The organism is Paraburkholderia megapolitana, from assembly GCF_007556815.1.
GTDB classification, from domain to species: Bacteria; Pseudomonadota; Gammaproteobacteria; order Burkholderiales; family Burkholderiaceae; genus Paraburkholderia; species Paraburkholderia megapolitana.
Genome location: NZ_CP041743.1, coordinates 2,786,391 through 2,803,728, shown reverse-complemented (window position 1 = coordinate 2,803,728; position 17,338 = coordinate 2,786,391). Strand labels below are relative to the sequence as shown.

Annotated in this window: 14 protein-coding genes; 7 read left to right on the top strand and 7 right to left on the bottom strand. The window is 61.4% G+C overall.

Annotated elements, in window-relative coordinates; translation table 11 throughout:
- Positions 1-2: 2 nt before the first annotated feature.
- The 4 genes from FNZ07_RS11830 to FNZ07_RS11815 all read right to left on the bottom strand — a co-directional run bounded on the left by FNZ07_RS11830 (position 3) and on the right by FNZ07_RS11815 (position 5,454).
- Positions 3-1,595, bottom strand: coding sequence for a DHA2 family efflux MFS transporter permease subunit (locus tag FNZ07_RS11830; RefSeq protein WP_091006528.1), 1,593 nt, complete (start codon positions 1,593-1,595; stop codon positions 3-5).
- Positions 1,592-2,869, bottom strand: a complete 1,278-nt coding sequence (locus tag FNZ07_RS11825) for a glycosyltransferase (protein ID WP_091006525.1) — start codon at positions 2,867-2,869, stop codon at positions 1,592-1,594. Before FNZ07_RS11825 ends, FNZ07_RS11830 begins: the two co-directional genes overlap by 4 nt.
- 133 nt (positions 2,870-3,002) lie before the next feature.
- Entirely contained in the window at positions 3,003-3,917 is a 915-nt protein-coding gene (locus FNZ07_RS11820) for an alpha/beta fold hydrolase (protein ID WP_091008692.1), read from the bottom strand.
- A 1,006-nt stretch (positions 3,918-4,923) separates the two neighbouring features.
- Positions 4,924-5,454 (bottom strand): hypothetical protein, encoded by a 531-nt coding sequence (locus FNZ07_RS11815; protein ID WP_091006523.1) that lies wholly within the window; start codon positions 5,452-5,454, stop codon positions 4,924-4,926.
- A 286-nt stretch (positions 5,455-5,740) separates the two neighbouring features.
- Here FNZ07_RS11815 and FNZ07_RS11810 point away from each other — a divergent pair, with 286 nt between their 5' ends.
- From FNZ07_RS11810 to FNZ07_RS11795, 4 genes are read left to right on the top strand one after another with little or no spacing between them, the layout of a single operon-like run.
- A complete protein-coding gene (locus FNZ07_RS11810; RefSeq protein ID WP_091006521.1) occupies positions 5,741-7,150 on the top strand; it encodes a glutamine synthetase family protein in 1,410 nt (469 codons plus the stop codon).
- A gap of 13 nt (positions 7,151-7,163) precedes the next feature.
- Entirely contained in the window at positions 7,164-8,555 is a 1,392-nt protein-coding gene (locus FNZ07_RS11805; RefSeq protein ID WP_091006519.1) for an aldehyde dehydrogenase family protein, read from the top strand.
- A 33-nt stretch (positions 8,556-8,588) separates the two neighbouring features.
- The gene (locus FNZ07_RS11800) at positions 8,589-9,752 is read left to right on the top strand and encodes an iron-containing alcohol dehydrogenase (RefSeq protein ID WP_091006518.1); all 1,164 of its coding nucleotides are present in this window, start codon (positions 8,589-8,591) and stop codon (positions 9,750-9,752) included.
- 27 nt (positions 9,753-9,779) lie between these two features.
- Positions 9,780-11,273: a M81 family metallopeptidase gene (locus FNZ07_RS11795; RefSeq protein ID WP_091006516.1), complete on the top strand. Its 1,494-nt coding sequence runs from the start codon at positions 9,780-9,782 to the stop codon at positions 11,271-11,273.
- Between the two features lie 3 nt (positions 11,274-11,276).
- Here FNZ07_RS11795 and FNZ07_RS11790 read toward each other — a convergent pair whose 3' ends face one another.
- The 3 genes from FNZ07_RS11790 to FNZ07_RS11780 form a co-directional block, all read right to left on the bottom strand.
- A complete protein-coding gene (locus FNZ07_RS11790; RefSeq protein WP_091006514.1) occupies positions 11,277-11,651 on the bottom strand; it encodes a nuclear transport factor 2 family protein in 375 nt (124 codons plus the stop codon).
- A gap of 24 nt (positions 11,652-11,675) precedes the next feature.
- The gene (locus tag FNZ07_RS11785) at positions 11,676-13,010 is read right to left on the bottom strand and encodes a GGDEF domain-containing protein (RefSeq protein WP_170275724.1); all 1,335 of its coding nucleotides are present in this window, start codon (positions 13,008-13,010) and stop codon (positions 11,676-11,678) included.
- A gap of 279 nt (positions 13,011-13,289) precedes the next feature.
- A complete protein-coding gene (locus FNZ07_RS11780) occupies positions 13,290-14,261 on the bottom strand; it encodes a LysR family transcriptional regulator (protein ID WP_091006510.1) in 972 nt (323 codons plus the stop codon).
- Positions 14,262-14,602: 341 nt separating this feature from the next.
- Here FNZ07_RS11780 and FNZ07_RS11775 point away from each other — a divergent pair, with 341 nt between their 5' ends.
- The 3 genes from FNZ07_RS11775 (at position 14,603) to FNZ07_RS11765 (ending at position 17,337) form a co-directional block, all read left to right on the top strand.
- Complete coding sequence (locus tag FNZ07_RS11775; protein ID WP_091006508.1) at positions 14,603-15,490, top strand: isocitrate lyase/PEP mutase family protein; 888 nt, start codon at positions 14,603-14,605, stop codon at positions 15,488-15,490.
- A 78-nt stretch (positions 15,491-15,568) separates the two neighbouring features.
- Positions 15,569-16,471: an amidohydrolase family protein gene (locus FNZ07_RS11770; protein ID WP_091006506.1), complete on the top strand. Its 903-nt coding sequence runs from the start codon at positions 15,569-15,571 to the stop codon at positions 16,469-16,471.
- Between the two features lie 320 nt (positions 16,472-16,791).
- On the top strand, positions 16,792-17,337 hold the full coding sequence (locus FNZ07_RS11765; protein ID WP_091006503.1) for a Csu type fimbrial protein: 546 nt from the start codon (positions 16,792-16,794) through the stop codon (positions 17,335-17,337).
- The last annotated feature ends 1 nt before the right edge of the window (position 17,338 follow it).

The window sequence follows — 17,338 nt, the reverse complement described above, 5'->3', positions numbered from 1 at the left end:
GGTCAGTGTCCCGCATTGACGCCCGACACGCGCGCGGGTCTGGTCAGCCACATCGTCGCGGCGAGCCCGACACAGACGATGCTGGCCATATAGAAGAGGTCGTTGGTCGCCATCATGTAGGACTGTTGCTGGACGACTTCGCGGATCACCGGCAGCGGGCCGGTAGCGAGGCCCGCATCGTGGACGGACTGCACAAACAGATTGGTCCCGTCGGAAGCTTGCGTGACCGACTGGCGCAGCGTGCCGTAGTGAAACGCGGCGCGACTGTCCCACCAGGTGATGCTCAGCGCGGTGCCGAACGCAGCGGACACCGTACGCAAAAAATTCGATAGACCCGATGCGGCAGCGAGCTTGTGATCGGGCACGCGCGAGACGATCGCCGCGGTCAGCGGAATGAAGAAGCAGGGCAGCCCGATGCCCTGGATCAGCCGCGGCGTGACGATTTGCCAGAACGACATCGTCAGCGTGAAGTGCGCGTTCCACCACAGCACGGCGGCGAAGACGAGAAAGCCGAACGTCGTGACCATCCGCGCGTCGAGCTTCTTGAGGTAGATGCCGATCAGCAGCGAGAACACGAACGCGAGAATGCCGAGCGGCGCCGACGCCATGCCCGCCTGCATCGCGGTGTAGCCCATCACCGTTTGCAGCCAGAGCGGAAAGATCACGCCGATCACCGAGAACGCCATCATGCCGAGCGAGGTGATCGCGACGCCGAACGTGAAGGTCCGGTCGCGAAACAGCGAGAGGTCGATGACCGGCTGCGACTCGGCGGATTCCCAGATCAGCAGCGCCGACAGCGACAACGCGGCGACGACCGCGAGCGTGACGATCAGCGACGAATCGAACCAGCTGTATTCGCGACCCAGATCGAGCACGGCCTGCAACGACCCGACACCGACTACGAGCAGCACGATACCCGGCACGTCGATGCGCGGACGGCGTGCCGGCGCGCGCTCGCGTCGCAGCAGCGACACGCACACGAGGAACGCGAAGATACCGATGGGCAGGTTGATGAAGAAGATCCATGGCCATGAAAAACGATCGATGATCCATCCGCCGAACACCGGCCCGAGGATCGGGGCGAGCAGTACCGTCATCGCCCACAGGGCGAGCGCGAACACCCGCTTTTGCGGCGGGAACGCGCGCAGCAGAATGGTTTGCGACAGCGGTACCATCGGCCCCGAACTGAGGCCCTGCAGCGAGCGGAAAAACACCAGCAGTTCGAGGTTCGGCGCAACCGCGCACATGATCGACGTCAGGGTGAACAGCAGCACCGAGACGATGAAGAGCCGCGCTTCGCCGACCCGCGCCGACAGCCAGCCAGTGAGCGGCACCGCGATGGCCGCCGACACCGAATACGAACTGATCACCCAGGTCGCCTGCGAATTCGCTACGCCCAGGCTGCCTGCTATCGACGGCACCGCGACGTTGGTCACCGTCGAGTCGAGCATCTCGATGAAGGTCGCGAGCGACAGCGCGAACGTCAATAGCGCGAGCCGCGCGCCACGCAGCAAAGGTGGTGCGCCGCCGTTGCCGGCGGGTGAAAGTGAATCTGGACCCGGGCCCGGTACGGAGTCCTGCAACGCGCCCGTCATGCAAACGATTCCAGCTCCGCCACAGCGGGCACGGACGGCACGAAACGCTCGATGTACTGCGCGGCGGCGACACACGCATTCGGCTCGGCAACGATGTGCTGCCGGGCCGTTGCGCACTGGGCGGCAACGCCGGTATCGCGCGTCACGTGGCGCAGCGCCGTGGCAATCGCGCGGCCGTTCGCGGGCCCGTCGATCCGCACGCCGCAACCGGTCTTCTCGATGCGCGCGGCGTTATCGAACTGGTCGTGGGCAAACGGCGTGACGACCTGCGGGATGCCGCTCGCGAAGGCGAGCGCCGCGGTACCGATGCCGCCGTGATGAACGATGGCCGCGCAGCGCGGCAGCAGCGTATGCATCGGCACGAACGGCCGCACGCGCACGTCCGGCATGGCCGCGAGCGACGCCGGCTTGCTGCGCGTGAGCAAGATGGCGCGCGCGCCGGTCAGGCGCAGTGTTTCTTCGACGGCGCCGAAGTAGGCGGCTTCGTCGATCAAGGTCGAGCCGGCAGTGAACACGACCGGCGGCGCACCGGATGAAAGAAAGTCGGCGAGATCGTCGTCGAGCGGCGTAGCGGTGGACTCGACCGGCAACGGAAAGCCGCACAGAAAGCGGTTTGAAGGCCAGTCGGGCTGGGGCTTCGCGAACCAGTCGGGAAACAGGCACAGCACGCCATCCGGCGAATGCAGCCATTTGCCGAGTATCCGTCGTGCCGGTGCCAGGCCGATCTCGTTGCGTACACCGTTCAGTGCCGGTCCGAGCGCCGGGTCGAGCACGGCTTTTTCGATCAGCCGCATCGATGCGATCCGCACCTGCAGCGGCAGCCACATCGGCACGGTGAAGCGCTTGTGCGTAGGCGGCGCGTGCCCGGACAGCAACGTTGAAGGCGATACCTGCACGGACACATACGGCGTGCCGTGCACCTCCTGAACGATGCGTGCGGCGAAGGCCCAGAGCGAGCCGAGCATCACGGTATCGTCGGTGAGCAGTGACGAGAGCGCGTCGACATGCGGACGGATGGACGGCGCGATGACTTTCCAGAGCACGCGAAACGACGTGCGCGGATTCCACAGCGCCGGATTCGCGAGCGCTTCTTCGTATTCCCGCGCGGTGCCGATCGGCACGAACGCGAAACCCTCTGCCTCGACGAGCGGGGCGAACGGCGGGTGCGTGCAGAAGACGACCCGGTGCCCGCGCTGCATGAGCGTGCGGCCGATCGCGAGGAACGGATGAACGTCGCCGGCGGAGCCGATGGCCGTAATAACGATCTGTGCCATGAGTGCGCTCAGTACAGGTCCGGCATGCGCGCCCGGACGGTCTGCGAAGTTCCCGGCAACGGCACGCGAGTGCGGTACGCGACCGGGGCCGGCTGTGCGATCGCGCTGATTGCAGAGCGCGCGAAAGCCACGCTCACGCTCCGTACGAGGTGTTCAGTTCGAGTGGCGCAAACGTTTGCTCTTGCGCTGCGGCGGCAACGAGGACCGGAGCTGCGGTCTGAACCGGCTCGCCGTAAAAGCCGAGAATCTCGTCGCGCACGGCTGCGGCCTGTGAGCGGCCTTCCAGGTCGAGGAAGTGACCTGCGTCGGGGATCGCAGCGAATTGCGCACCTTTGACGTAGGTTGAGATCTGCCGGATATCGCGGGCGGTCGTATGTTCGTCGAGCATGCCGTTGATGAACTTCACCTGGCAGCGGATGTTCGACATCTGCGGCAGATAGACGTCCGGCTGCAACGCGAGAATCTGGTCGACGTGGAACGCGACCTGATCCTGTTCTTCCTTCGGCAGACTGGTCAGATAGCGGTAGTTGAGCAGCTTCACGATACGCGGCAGATTACGCCCGACCGTATCGTTGAGCAGATGCGCGGCCGCCTTGTTTTCACCGCGCGACAGCAGGTCGCGCGCGGTGGTGATGTAGCGGACCATCGCGTCGTTCAGGTACGGCGAAAACGAACAGATCGCCGCGCGGCGAATGCTGCTCGCGCCGCGCGAAAGTGCCAGCAGCGCCGCCAGCCCGCCCCACGAGACCGAACAGAGATAGCCTGGCTTGTAGCGGTGAATCAGCTCGAGCAGGATGTCGACCTCGTCATCCTTGCTGAGCAGAAACGAACGCTTGTTATGTTGCCGGGACTGACCGGCATACGGCAGGTCGAAGCACAGGACGTTGTGATGCGCGCTCATGTACTTGATGGTCTGCCCGAACGACGCAGTTGTCGCCAGTGCACCGTTGATCAGGATCACGCTGTCGCGATCGGCATGGAAGATATGCCGCTCGACGTGCACGTGGAAAGAATTCGCGAGGCGAACGGCTACTTTTTCGACAGGCATGTCCATCTCCACATTCCGGAAGACAAAACGATTCACCGTCACGCCAGGACGCGCGACCTCGAGCGGCGACATCGGGGAAAGCAATGCGCACCGCATTTAAAAGCTGAACTAATCAGTTGCATTGTGCAGTGCAATGCTGTTGGTGTGAATATAGTCTGGCGAAATGGGTAAACGCAAGATAAAAGTAAATAAAATCCATCCAGACATGGGTATTCGTTGGGAAATTAAACAAGATGCATAAATTTAATCAAAGTGACTCGATGGCCCATGTCCAGCACTAATGCAGGGCGCCTGGCCGCGACAGGAAGGTGCATTCGTTGTGCGCAGGCGCTGTGTTTACGCCACAGTTTTTGCCTGGCCTGAGTGGCGTTCATGTCCATGTAACGTGATCGTGAGTGGGCTGTTGCGGCGTGTGGGTGGCCGGCGGGTGAACTGGGCAAACTGCGGAGAACCGCACCGGCTATAGCTAATATGCTAAGCCGGGCAACTCATATGCGCGCGATGACATGTTTGTCGGAACGGCGCCGGGCGCATTCGGGCGACCGCCGTTTCTCGACGCGTGCAGATGAGCGGGCACACCGCGGGCGGCGCTTGCAGTGGGCGGTCTTCTGTTCGTCGCCGACAGGCGAGCGGCTGTCGGCGAGGGCTTCGAGGGGACGGCGGGCGTTTGAATTTACCGATCGAATCATTTTCAGGGTGAATGGGAGGTTTTTGGCGAATTATGGTTTTTTATTCAATTGAATTTGCATAAATTTATCTCGATGTATTATCAAAGATATAACGATTTTACGAATTTATATTGCACCTTGTGCGAGTCTTCCGCATGCGCCGCGACGGTGCCTGTCGCACAGTGTTCGGGCACGGGCCGGGGCGAAGGTGTCGAGAGAAGGTATCCCGGGTAGTGGGCCGTTATGAGCCAGGTAAACCGCTCTACCGGTCGTGGCCCAGCGTCAGGCAAATGAAGGGGACCACGACAGCCAGGTGCATGACGAGACGCTTACCCTGCTCATTCCTGCGTTTCGGAACGGGCGCGGGGCCATGCTTTCGTGGCCCAGCTCATGATGAAAAACGCGAGGGTCAGGCCGATCAGGGTGCCGAGACCCGTTGCCCGACCGTCGACGTAAAACAGTACCGACACTGCGGCCAGCCCGATCGACGCGACGCCGAGCCAGAGCGCGGGCAGCGGGCTGCGTGCCGTGAGCGTCGCTTCGCTCTCGATCTCGACACCGGGTCCCGTCACACCGGGCAGCGTCTGACCGGGTAGAGGATAAGGATCGGCGGTGGATACGGTGCCCGTGCGCCGCCGCGTCCGACCGCTCGCCTTCGCGCCGGGCAGCGCCAGCAGCATCGAGATCACCATCGCGAACAGTGCCCAGCTGAACCCCACCAGGATCATGAGCGGAGTCGACGGCCTGTATTGATGCCGGAAGATCGAAATCGCGGCGCCCAGCAGCCCCACACCGATCACCGAAAACATGATGCCGACCGCCAGAAAGGCGAAGGGGATGCGTTTTTGCTCAATCTGGCTGTTTGCCATGTCTCCCTCCTGTAGGGTGGAAAGCGTATTGTCGCGAGGGTTGCGGCCGCTGCGGGACGAGCCGATATTTTCCCTGAATGGGCGCGGCGCGCGGTCGTTCGGCCAGGGGATACGGGGTTCGGCGGGGGCTCAAAGCGGCGGCGGACTACGAGTATTACGCAATGCGATCCTCTCCATAACCGATACTGATTGTTGTTGAAGCGGATATGGCCCGTTTCTACGATGAGCGCTCGCCGGCCATGCAGCACCCACATTCGACAAGAAAGACACTATCCGGAGACTGTTCATGAATCAGCACGCCAATGAGCACGCGAGGCCCGAACGGGCGATCAAAACGGCGGAGGACGCCATGCGCCTGGTGGAGGCGAGCCGTCTGACGCATATCAAGGTCGGCATGTCGGATATCGACGGAGTCCTGCGTGGCAAGTATCTGCGCAAGGACAAGTTCCTCGGCGCGTTGAAGGCCGGCTTCGGCTTCTGCAACGTCGTGCTGGGCTGGGATCTGGACGACCAGATGTACGACAACACGCGCTACACCGGATGGCATACGGCTTATCCGGACGCGATGGTGCGCATCGTGCCCGAGAGTTGCCGGCGTCTGCCGCTCGAGCCGGGCGACGGCGAAGACATGCTGTTCTTCCTCGCCGAATTCACCGGCGACGCCGAACCGGTGTGTCCGCGCAGGCTGTTGCATCGCGTGCTCAAGCGTGCCGCGGACATGGGCTTCGACGCGTTCGCCGCGCTCGAATACGAATTCTTCATGTTCGAGGAAACACCGCACTCGATCCGCGAGAAGAACTACCGCAACCTGAAGACCTGGACGCCGGGCAACTTCGGTTACTCGGTGTTGCGCAGCACGGTCGAAGGCGATTTCTACAGGCAGTTGCTCGATATGTGCGAGCAGATGGACATGGCGATCGAAGGGCTGCACACCGAAACTGGCCCGGGCGTTCTCGAAGCCGCAATCGCCGTCGATAACGCCGCCGATGCTGCCGACAAGGCGATGCTGTTCAAGACTTTCACGAAGGCCCTTGCACAGAAGAATCAACTGATGGCGACCTTCATGGCGAAGTGGTCGCACGAATACCCGGGGCAAAGCGGTCATATCCATTTGTCGCTGCGCGATGCGCGCACCGGCGAGTCGGTGTTCCACGACGCTAGCCGCCCCCACAACATGAGCGTGCGGCAGGGCGCATTCATGGCGGGCGTGCAGCGCTATCTGCCCGAATTCATGGCGATGTACGCGCAGACGGTGAACAGTTATTCACGGCTCGTGCCCGGCTACTGGGCGCCGCTCGATGCAACCTGGGGCGTCGAGAACCGGACCACCGCGTTGCGGTTGATCCCGGGCTCGGAGAAATCGCAGCGCATCGAGGTGCGCATCGGTTCCGCCGATGCCAATCCCTACATCGCGCTGGCCGCCGCACTGGGTGCCGGCCTGTACGGCATCGAGCAGGCGCTCGAGCCCGACACGATCGTCACGGGCAACGCGTATACACAAACTTTTCCCGATCATCTGAAGCTGCCGTGCACGCTGTGGGAATCGGCGCAGCGGCTGCGTCAGTCGCAGGCGGCGCAGACTTTGTTCGGCGCAGCGTTCGTCGAACATTTCGCGGCCACCCGCGAATGGGAAGATCGTCAATTCCGTAGGCACGTGACCGATTGGGAACTGGCCCGCTACTTCGAAATCATCTGAAGCGACTCTACTCATGAAACAGGAACTGATAACCCTTAGTCCGATCGACGGCAGCGAATACGTGCGTCGTCCGTATGCGAGCGAGTCGCAGATCGCGCAGACACTGCAGCGCGCCCAGTCCGCACAGAAGGCGTGGCGCGACGTACCGTTGAAGGAACGGATGGCGGTGATTGGCAGCGCGGTCGAGCACTTCGTCGCGAACAAGGCCGCGATTGCCGAGGCGATCACGCGGCAGATGGGACGACCGCTGCGCTATACGCCCGGTGAAGTGGAAGGTTTCGCGGCGCGTGCGCGGCACATGATCGCGATTGCCGAAGAATCGCTGAAGCCAGTGCAGGTCGCGCCGCAAGATGGTTTTACGCGCTTTATTGCGCGCGACCCGGTCGGCGTGGTGCTGACGATCGCACCATGGAACTACCCGCTGCTGACAGCGGTGAACAGCATCGTGCCGGCGCTGCTGGCGGGTAATACGGTGATCCTCAAGCACTCGGATCAGACACCGCTATGCGCCGAACTGATCTATCAGGCGTTCGTCGCGGCCGGTGTGCCCGAAGGAGTGTTCCAGTATCTGCATCTCGATCATGAGCGCGTACAACGGCTGATTCGCGCGGACGAGATCGGCTTCGTCGCCTTTACCGGTTCGGTGCGTGGCGGCCGCTCGGTCGAGGAAGCATCGGCGGGGCGCTTTATCGGCGTCGGGCTGGAGCTGGGTGGCAACGATCCGGCCTACGTGCGCGCCGACGCGCAGCTCGATCACGCAGTGGAGACGCTGGTGGACGGCGCGTTCTTCAACTCGGGGCAGTCGTGCTGCGGCATTCAACGCATCTACGTAGCGCAGGCGCTGTACGACGATTTCGTCGAGCGCGCGGTTGCGCTGACGAAGCAGTACGTGCTCGGCAATCCGCTCGATGCGGACACCACGCTCGGTCCGGTTGTACGCACAGCCGCAGCCGACGAGGTCCGTACGATTGTCGGCGAAGCGCTGGCGAAAGGCGCACGCAATCTGATCGATGAAGCGCAGTTCGGCTTGTCGCGAGCCGGGACGCCGTATGTGGCGCCGGGCGTGTTCGTCGATGTGAATCACGGCATGAAACTGATGAACGACGAATGCTTCGGGCCGGTGGTCGGCATCATGCCGGTATCGGGCGACGAGCACGCGATCGAACTGATGAACGATAGCCCTTACGGTTTGACCGCCGCCGTTTTCACCACCGATGAAGACGCGGCGCTGTCGATCGGTCGCCGTGTGGAAACCGGCACCTTCTTTATGAACCGTTGCGACTATCTCGACCCGGCGCTGGCGTGGACCGGTGTGAAGCAGACCGGGCGCGGCGCGACACTGTCGGCGATCGGCTACGAACATCTGACGCGGCCGAAGTCGTTTCATCTGAAAACACGTATTTAAAGCGCCACTCTGAGCGCCATCGAAGGAATCCCCATGTCACTTCCGTCAGCAAACTGGAATTACCCGACCGCGGTCAAGGTCGGCGCGGGCCGTGTCCGCGAACTGTCGCAATGGTGCAAGAGCCTCGGCATGCGCAAGCCGCTGCTGATCACCGATCCGGGGCTCGCATCGCTGCCGCTCATCAACGATGTGCTGCAACAGTGCCGCGCCGATGGCCTCGAAAGCGGGCTGTTTCACCAGATCAAGGGCAATCCGACCGGCAAGAATGTCGAAGACGGCGTGGCGGCCTATAAGGCCGGTGGCCACGACGGCGTGATCGCCTTCGGTGGCGGCTCCGCACTGGATGCGGCCAAGGCCGTCGCGCTGATGGTCGGTCAGGATCGTCCGCTATGGGACTTCGAGGACGTCGGCGACAACTATCTGCGCGTGAACGTGGCTGGCATGGCCCCGGTCGTCGCGGTGCCGACGACGGCCGGGACCGGCTCGGAGGTCGGCCGCGCCTCGGTGATCACCGACGACAGCGCGCACGTGAAGCGCATCATCTTTCACGCGCGCATGTTGCCGGCGATCGTCATTCTCGACCCTGAGTTGACCGTCGGTCTGCCGGCGAAGCTAACAGCCGCGACCGGCATGGATGCGCTGTCGCACAACCTCGAAGCATATTGCTCGCCGTTCTATCACCCGATGGCGGCAGGGATCGCCGTCGAAGGCATCCGGCTCATCAAGCAGTTCCTGCCGCGCGCGGTCAGGGACGGTCGCGATCTCGACGCGCGTCTGCAGATGCTGGTTGCCTCCAGCATGGGCGCTACGGCGTTTCAACGCGGGCTCGGCGGCATGCATGCGCTCGCGCATCCGCTCGGTGCGCTGTACGACGCGCATCACGGCCTGCTGAACGCGATCCTGATGCCTTACGTGCTCAAGGCCAACGAGTCCGTCATCGCCGAACGCATCGAATTGCTTGCACGCTACCTCGAACTTGCTTCGCCGTCGTTCGGCACGTTTCTCGACTGGGTACTGTCGATGCGCGACACGCTCGAGATTCCGCACACGTTGCAGGAAATCGGCATCGACGCCGGCCAGGCAGCGAAGGTCGGTGCAATGGCGGTAGCCGACGGCTCGTCCGGCACCAATCCGATCCAGTTCACCGCCGACGAGTACAGCGAGATTTTCGTCGCGGCGGTGAACGGGTCGTTGTGATATCGCTAGCGCTTATCGGGAGATCGTGTGGCAAGGATCGGGATCGCGGGCTTCTTGCACGAGACGAATACCTTCGCGTCGAGCCGCGCGCGCTTTAGCACGTTCGTCGAAGCCGACGCGTGGCCAGGATTGCTGGTCGGCGCCGAGATGTTCGACGCGGTGGCGGGCGTGAACCTGGCGATCGATGGTTTCATCGAGGCAGCGCGGGATGCACATCAACTGGTCCCGTTGCTGTGGGCTTCCGCGAACCCATGCGGCGTTGTCACCGACGACGCGTTCGAAGCGATCGCCTTCATGCTCGACCGGATGATCCGCGATGCCGGACCGCTCGATGCTTTGTTTCTCGATCTGCATGGTGCGATGGTGACCGAGCATCTGCAGGACGGCGAGGGCGAACTGCTGCGGCGCTTGCGCGAACGTGTCGGCGACGCAATGCCGATTGTCGCCGCACTCGACTTTCACGCGAACATCACGCCGACGATGATCGAGCACGCGAGTGGCTTCGTCGCGTATCGCACCTATCCGCATGTCGACATGGCGCGGACCGGGCGACGCGCATGCGTGCTGCTCGACCGGCTGCTTCAGGGTGACGTGCTCGGGAAGCGCTATCGTCAGTTGCCGTTTCTGATTCCGATGCCATGGCAAAGCACGTTGAGTGAACCGATGTGCGGCCTGGTCGCGCTCAGCGAATCGCTCGAGTCGGAGCGCGTTGCGACGATCGATTTCGTGCCAGGTTTCCCGCTCGCCGATATCTACTACAGCGGTCCGAGCGTGATTGCGTATGGCAGCGATCCGGTTGCGCTCGATATTGCGGTTGAGCAACTGACCGAAGCGGTGCTTGCGAGTCAGGCGGCGTTCGGCGGGTGTCTGCATGCGCCTGCCGTAGCCGTCGAACATGCGCTCACGCACACGCGGCGGGTTGATACGGGACGTGTGATCCTCGCCGACACGCACGACAATCCAGGCGGCGGCGGTGCGGGCAATACCACCGATCTGCTGCACGAATTACTACGGCAAAACGCGCAGCACGTGTGCGCCGGTGTAGTGTGCGATGCAGTGTTCGCCGAGGCGGCGACGCGGGCGGGTATCGGAGCGGTTATCGATGTGTCGTTAGGCGGTTCGAGCAGTAGTTCAAGCGCGGAAGGCGGTGCGCCGCCGCTACAAGGACCGTTCGAGGTGCTGGGGCTCGGCAACGGTCGTTTTATCGGCACCGGGCCGTTCTACCTGGGCTGCCAGATGGACCTCGGGCCAATGGTGCGTGTGCGTTGCGGCGGCCCGCAAGGTATCGATATCGTGGTGTCGAGCCGTAAACAGCAGGCCGCCGATCAGGCGATGTTCCGCCATGTCGGCGCGAATCCTGCTGATTACCGCATCCTCGTGCTGAAAAGCTCGGTGCATTTTCGCGCCGACTTTGCCGCGCTCGCCGACGAGATCCTGATGGTGGCCGCTTCCGGCGTCAACATCGCGGACCTGCGGCAGTTGCGCTATGAGAAGTTGCGGCCTGGTGTCGTCTTGCTGTGAGTTCTACATCGCGACTGTCTCGGCGTCGTGAAAGATCTTTGCCACGATCATCCACTTCCCATCGAACTTCAGCAGGTTGAGGTTATCGATAAAGATCTTCTCGAAGATCCGCACGCGAACCTGTGCGAACGCCATCTCCGGCGACAACACACTGATCTGCAGGACGGAATCGATACGAGGCTGCGACACGCTCTTAGGCGGTTTGCGCACTGCGATTTCCGCACGATACTGGGCAAATGGGCGCAGACTGAATTTGCCGTCTTGCATCCCGAACAGCGAACTGGTCGGATGGAAAATCTGATCGAATTTTTCCAGATCGCACTCGTACATGACGTCGAAGTAAATCTGCAGGGCTTGATGGATATCTGGGATTTCCATGTTGTTCTCCGTTTGGGGTAATGGCTAGGATAGTCCCGTATCGAAGACGTCATCCTCTACATATGCTTCGATCCGATTTCGTCCCTTCTCTTTTGCCGCATAGAGCGCACGATCCGCTGCTTGTAGCAGGAACCCGCCAGTATCGCCTTGTGGCGAATCAAATGTTGCGATTCCAATGCTGATGGAGGCGTAGCGTCCCGTTGACGTCCGATTCTCGATTCGCAACTGGTTGACAGATTCCTGCATGGTGCGCGCCACGATGTTTGCGCCAAGGCGATCTGTATCGGGAAGAATCGCGGCAAATTCCTCGCCTCCATAGCGTGCGAGCAGATCGGTGCGGCGTGGAAGCGCTGCGCGCAATGCCTGAGCAAACTCCGCGAGACAACGATCGCCCGCTTGATGCCCATAGCGATCGTTCAAAGCCTTGAAATGGTCGATGTCGATCATTAACAGCGACAACGCACGGTTCGCACGCACCGCACGAAGCCACTCTGTTTCGAGCGTCCGGTCAAAGGCACGGCGGTTTGCCAACCCGGTCAACGCATCGGTCAGCGAGAGCGCCTCGAGTCTGTCGCGAGCTTGCTGTAAGTCCCTCTGAGCCGTCTCGTAGTTTCGCTGAAGCACCGTGACCCGGAGTCCATACAATACGAAGACCGCAACCAGCACACTCGCGCCGAAGTCGAAGTAGTGTCGCGCGATCTGGATGCTCATAAGCAGCAGTGCGGTGGTAAAGATCACTGGGCTCGCAATATTCAGAAAGTCAGCGAAATTATTCGGGAATCGCGCTTTTGCGGTGTCGGCTCTCTCGCGTGGCAAATGCAAGACAAGGATGCAAAAAAACAGATTGGGCACCACGCCCAGCAACTCGTAGTACGAGGCGTAGGGCAGCTGGCCAGCAATCTTGTTGTGCAAAGCGATCAGGACTGTGTCGACAAACATGTACCAGCAGAACAGGCGATAAAACCGCCTTTCGTCCTCGGTGGTCGCGGCGAACAGCCGCAACACGAGTATCGCGCACATGGCGATGTCGACGTTATTGTAGAAATCGATCAACGCGTCGCCAGAGACAGGATGACGCGCCATATACGTAAATGGGACGACGTCGAAAAGCGTTACGAATACGAGGTAGGCGATGATAACGGCCTGAATGGAGTCTATCCAGAGGAAGGAACGCAAATACGGCTTGCCGCTTGGATGCGACAGGAGAATGACAGTCGGCACATAGTCCAGGATCATCAGAAAGTCAGTGTAGTCAACCTGCAATGGGGTTGGCTGACCTGCTGAGAGACTACTAAGGTAAATCCAGCCACGAAGCACGAGTGCTATCGCGCCCATCAGGACGCTGATCGCGAGCAGCACCCAGTGCCGCTGGAGAGAGACTGCGCGCTGCGCCCTCCAGCAGCACAACGTGAGGACTATAAGGTCTGTTGCGACCAGAAAGAGAAACGTTACTGTCCAACCTCTCATGACATCGTTCCGCGCGGCCATGAGGCCAAGTGCTTCCAGACCGATGAGGCCAGGCGCAAGGAGAACGGAGTATCGAGGCCTGAACGGTTGGCGCAACATAAGCGTTATCCAATCTGCGAATACCTGAGATCGGTTCGCGTTCGGAAATCAGGCAGGCATATGGCGTCGACGTCAGCCCAGCACGATCGACGGCAACAGCCACGGCACATTCGCTTCGATGATCGGCAGGAAACTGGCTTTGAGCAACTGCATGCTGTCTTCAGCCAGTTGTTGCGGCAACAGCCCCAGGTCGTCGACGCGTGCGATCATCGTCAGTTCGCGGAAGAATTCCTCGCCCGGAATCGGGAACAGGCGAAACGCCTGCGAAAATTTCTTGTCCTCGGTCAATCCCGATTGCAACAGACACAGCGGCGTCGTGATGGTCCAGCCGGCATTCGCCATGATCAGCGACATGATCGCAAACGTATTGTCGAGCTGCAGACGCAACGGCGGCTGAATGCCCCATTTCTCCAGTTGCGTTTCGATACTGCGGCCGATCACAGTCGTGTTGCTGTAACGAATGAAATCGCCGCCCACGAGCAGGTTGCGCAGCGAATGGACCGATCCCTTGAAGTTGCTCGGCAGCACCAGCACGAACGGCTCGCGCAGAATGCGCTGGCGGTACAGCAAGGGGCTTTTCTCGACCGGATCGTCGGACACGATGATATCGACGCGTCGCGACAGCAACGCGTCGGCGTGCTGGTGCGACTGCCCGGTCACCATCGACCAGTTCGTCGTGCGCGCCCGGATCGCCGCGAGCAGCCCGGCACCGATACTCGTTGCCAGCGAATCGACAAGCGCAATACGAATGTGCTTGATCGGTTCGCCGCGCGGCTTGCAGAACTCCTGGCTCAGATCTCTCGCTTCGCCGAGCAACGTGCGCGCGCGGTTATAAAACTGGCGTCCGCCTGGCGTGAGCATCGGCGGGCGCTGCGAGCGGTCGAGCAGTTGCAGGTTGAGTGCCTGCTCGAGGTTCGACAGCGTTTGGGAAACGGACGACTGCGTGATGCCGAGCCGCTGCCCGGCCGCAGTCATGCCGCCGGATTCGACGACCACCACGAAGACCTCGAGCGCCTTCAGATCGAAATGGATGCCGCTTTGCATGGGTTGATCGGGTTGCAGTGGGTAAAGACAGCGTTTTTAGGCGCGATCAGTGTAGACGAAACATCTCGCTCGTTCGCCCCGGGCGTTTCCCGATGGGCAAATTTCCATAACTTCCCCATATGAATAAGTATCTTAACCATAGTAGATGTTTATCCTGTTCGTTCATAATATCGGCACACAGCGCTCGGTCTTATCCATGCGCAACCCGATACCAGGCCGACACCAACCCGCACTGGAGACGATTTACTAGCCTTCGCGTACGCTGACGTACCGCCAGGCTGTATCCGCGCTTCCTGCCGGAGCGGCTTCCCCTTTCCCGTGTCAACCGATGAGTCACTGATATGTCCGATACCACCGCTGTCCGTCGCGCGGCGTTTCGCCGCAAGGTCGCTGCCCGCGAGGCACTGCTCGTCGCGGGTGCGTTCAACGCGCTGAGTGCGCGGATCATCGCCGATCTCGGTTTCGAGGCCATTTATCTGACCGGCGCCGGCGTGACCAACATGTCGCTCGGTCTGCCCGACCTGGGCTTCGTGGGCTTGCGCGAGATCGCCGAGCACACTGCGTGGGTGCGCGATGCGGTGTCGCTGCCGATCATCGTCGATGCAGATACGGGGTTTGGCAACGCACTGAACGTACGACATACGGTGCGTACGCTCGAACGATCCGGTGCCGATGCGATCCAGTTCGAAGACCAGGTGATGCCGAAGAAATGCGGACATTTTTCAGGGAAAGAAGTGGTCTCGACGGGAGAAATGCTCGGCAAGATTCGCGCGGCGGTCGATGCACGCACCGATGAGAATCTGCAGATCGTCGCGCGTACCGATGCAGCCGCGGTGCACGGCATCGATGCCGCAATCGAACGCGCGCATCGTTTCGTCGAGGCCGGCGCCGACATTCTCTTTATCGAAGCGACCGAAACGCTGGCCGACGTCGAACGTTTGCCGGGGCTATTCAATGCGCCGCAACTGATCAACATCGTGATTGGCGGAAAGACTCCGACGCTGTCGCGCGATGCGTTGCAGAAGCTGGGTTATGGCGTGGTGCTGTATGCAAACGCCGCATTGCAGGGCGCGGTAAAAGGCATGCAGAACGCGCTGACGACGCTGCGCGACAACGGACAACTGAACGAAGATCCCGCACTGGTCGCGCCGTTTGGCGAACGTCAACGACTGGTCGACAAACCGGCGTTCGACCGGCTCGACGCGCTTTATGCGGACAAGGGCGAATAGCGGGGCACCAGGAAGACGCGAATCATGCGTGCCGGCGGTGTGGTGAACTACGCCGCCTCATAAAAAACGGAGACAACGATGGTTTCAAGGCGGTCGTTCAACGGCGCGCTGGCCGGTCTGGCTGCGTCGCAAATACTCGCGGGATGTGCATCGACGACGGGCGGCGAGGCGCGCCGCATCACGGGCATCGATACGCACGCTCACGTGTTCCTGAAGAATCTGCCGCTGGTTGCTGGCCACCGTTATTCGATCAGCTACGATGCACCGCTCGAGCGCTACCTCGCATTGCTCGATGCACACCGGATGTCGAACGGCGTGCTCATTCAACCCAGCTTTCTCGGCACTGATAACACCTATCTGCTGGCCGCGCTCAAGCAGTATCCGCAGCGCCTGCGCGGCATCGTCGTGCTCGATCCCGCCACCGATGTCGAGCGGATCGCCGAATGGTCGCAAGCGGGCGCGCGCGGGATTCGTCTGAACCTGATCGATCACCCCGATCCCGATTTCTCGACGCAGACGTGGCGCACGTTGTTTCCGCGGTTGCGCGAAGAGGGCTGGCAGATCGAACTGCACGCGGAGGCACGGCGGCTACCGGCGCTGTTGCCGCCGTTGCTCGCTGAAGGTATCGACATATCGATTGACCATTTCGGGCGTCCCGATCCAAAGCTCGGTGCCGCCGACCCCGGCTTCCGCTATCTGCTCACCACGGCGGGTAGCGGGCGCGTGTGGGTCAAGATTTCCGGCGCGTATCGCAACGACGCCCCCGGGCGCTGGCAGGCAACCGGATTGCAACTGATACAACCGCTGCGCGAAACCTTCGGGCCGCGTCGGTTGCTGTGGGGCAGCGACTGGCCACACGTCGGTTATGAGTCGTCGATTAATTACGACGTAGCGTATGCGTACATGGAACAGTTGCTACCCGATGCCGAAGAGCGGCGACAAGTGTTGGTCGACACGCCTGCTGCGTTGTTCCGCTTCTAGCTGATCCCTGTTTCTATCCTGGCCCTCGTGATACTCACGAGCGGCCCGGTGAGCGCGCTACCGCTTGCCTTCATCTCATCCCCATCCAATGTTCGCCCATCTTCCAGAGCATGGGCGACTCCTCACACCGCGGCGAACCAAAAATAAATCCGCATAAGTGACATTTCTTCACATCGCCTGCAATTCGTTTACTTATACCTCAACAAGGTTTCCAAAAGATCGCACGGACATGTGCTCGAACTGCTGATAGTTCCGGGCTCATCGAATACCGTGTGGCACTGCTATCCGACGATCGATCAACTTAAACAACAGGAAATGGCATGCGCAAACGAGTGATGCAGATGATTGGGGGAGTGGCGATCGCGTGGCCTTTCACTGCCGTGCCGTCGGGCCAGATGGCGGGCGCGATGCAGGTGAGTCTTCAGGTCGATCGTGGCTGCGCAATCGCAGGCGTGGTTGGCAGCGCGAATTTTGGCCGGCTCGATTTTGGTGCACAAGGGCCACTCTGGTCCGACTATCTGACGGCCGACAGCAGGGCGACATCTAACGACACCGTGCAGATCATCTGTAGTCCGGAAGTCAGCGGCTTCAGGGTGTCGGTCGACAGCGGCCGCAATGGCAACCAGTCGACCCGCTATCTCGTCAGGCGCGACGCGCTCGGCCACGCGGTCGGTCAGATTCCCTACAACGTCTACCGCGATGCGGCGCGCAGCGAACCGTATGTACCGCTTCTGCCGCAGGCATTCGTCATCGACAGGCGTGGTCGCGGCGTGACGTTGCCGCTGTACGGCGTCGTCAACAGCCGCGACGAGGCGATACCCGCGGGGGACTATCAGGATTTACTCGGCATCACGCTCGACTGGTGAG

Excerpts from the sequence above, each read along its gene's own strand:
- FNZ07_RS11830 (WP_091006528.1), bottom strand. The coding sequence starts at position 1,595 with ATGACGGGCGCGTTGCAGGACTCCGTACCGGGCCCGGGTCCAGATTCA.
- FNZ07_RS11825 (WP_091006525.1), bottom strand. The coding sequence starts at position 2,869 with ATGGCACAGATCGTTATTACGGCCATCGGCTCCGCCGGCGACGTTCAT.
- FNZ07_RS11820 (WP_091008692.1), bottom strand. The coding sequence starts at position 3,917 with ATGCCTGTCGAAAAAGTAGCCGTTCGCCTCGCGAATTCTTTCCACGTG.
- FNZ07_RS11815 (WP_091006523.1), bottom strand. The coding sequence starts at position 5,454 with ATGGCAAACAGCCAGATTGAGCAAAAACGCATCCCCTTCGCCTTTCTG.
- FNZ07_RS11810 (WP_091006521.1), top strand. The coding sequence starts at position 5,741 with ATGAATCAGCACGCCAATGAGCACGCGAGGCCCGAACGGGCGATCAAA.
- FNZ07_RS11805 (WP_091006519.1), top strand. The coding sequence starts at position 7,164 with ATGAAACAGGAACTGATAACCCTTAGTCCGATCGACGGCAGCGAATAC.
- FNZ07_RS11800 (WP_091006518.1), top strand. The coding sequence starts at position 8,589 with ATGTCACTTCCGTCAGCAAACTGGAATTACCCGACCGCGGTCAAGGTC.
- FNZ07_RS11790 (WP_091006514.1), bottom strand. The coding sequence starts at position 11,651 with ATGGAAATCCCAGATATCCATCAAGCCCTGCAGATTTACTTCGACGTC.
- FNZ07_RS11780 (WP_091006510.1), bottom strand. The coding sequence starts at position 14,261 with ATGCAAAGCGGCATCCATTTCGATCTGAAGGCGCTCGAGGTCTTCGTG.
- FNZ07_RS11775 (WP_091006508.1), top strand. The coding sequence starts at position 14,603 with ATGTCCGATACCACCGCTGTCCGTCGCGCGGCGTTTCGCCGCAAGGTC.
- FNZ07_RS11770 (WP_091006506.1), top strand. The coding sequence starts at position 15,569 with ATGGTTTCAAGGCGGTCGTTCAACGGCGCGCTGGCCGGTCTGGCTGCG.
- FNZ07_RS11765 (WP_091006503.1), top strand. The coding sequence starts at position 16,792 with ATGCGCAAACGAGTGATGCAGATGATTGGGGGAGTGGCGATCGCGTGG.